The following is a 620-nucleotide window of genomic DNA, read 5'->3' on the forward strand; positions in this document are numbered from 1 at the left end:
GCAGTGATCGTTCCTGAAGCCGTTCCCCCGGACAGGCTATAATCGACAGTCTTTGCCGTCCCGCCCATCGTCCCGCCTGTCTGGCTGATGGTGTTGGTAGCCGTAACGACACCAGTGCTGGTAACCGATCCCGACCCGCTGATCGTGGCCTTGTCTGTTGCCGTGACAGCTCCGGAGAGCGTTCCGCCGGAAAGCGTGTAATTCTTCGCTCCAGCACTACCCGTTAGATTGCCGCCGGACTGAGTCAGGCCATTGGAAGCAGTGATCGTTCCTGAAGCCGTCCCTCCGGACAAGCTATAATCGACAGTCGTTGCCGTCCCGCCCATCGTGCCGCCCGTCTGCTTCACATTGGTGGCATTGATGATCTTGCCGGACATCTCACCGCCGGACAGGTTATAAAGCGGCGTGTCTGCCGTCCCGCCCATCGTCCCGCCGGTCTGGCTGATGGTGTTGGTAGCCGTAACGACACCAGTGCTGGTAACCGATCCCGACCCGCTGATCGTGGCCTTGTCTGTTGCCGTGACGGAACCAGAGAGAACACCGCCTGAGAGTTCATAGCTGCTTGTCGCGGCCGTGCCCGACAAGATACCGCCGGATTGCGTAACGACGTCACTTGTACC

1 pseudogene is annotated in these 620 nt (G+C 60.0%); it reads right to left on the reverse strand.

Going from position 1 to position 620, the window contains the following annotated elements:
• Positions 1–620, reverse strand: a pseudogene (locus ACTJJ7_RS28065) (hypothetical protein); the annotation flags it as partial.

Source organism: Phyllobacterium sp. 22229 (assembly GCF_052056495.1).
GTDB classification, from domain to species: Bacteria; Pseudomonadota; Alphaproteobacteria; order Rhizobiales; family Rhizobiaceae; genus Phyllobacterium; species Phyllobacterium myrsinacearum.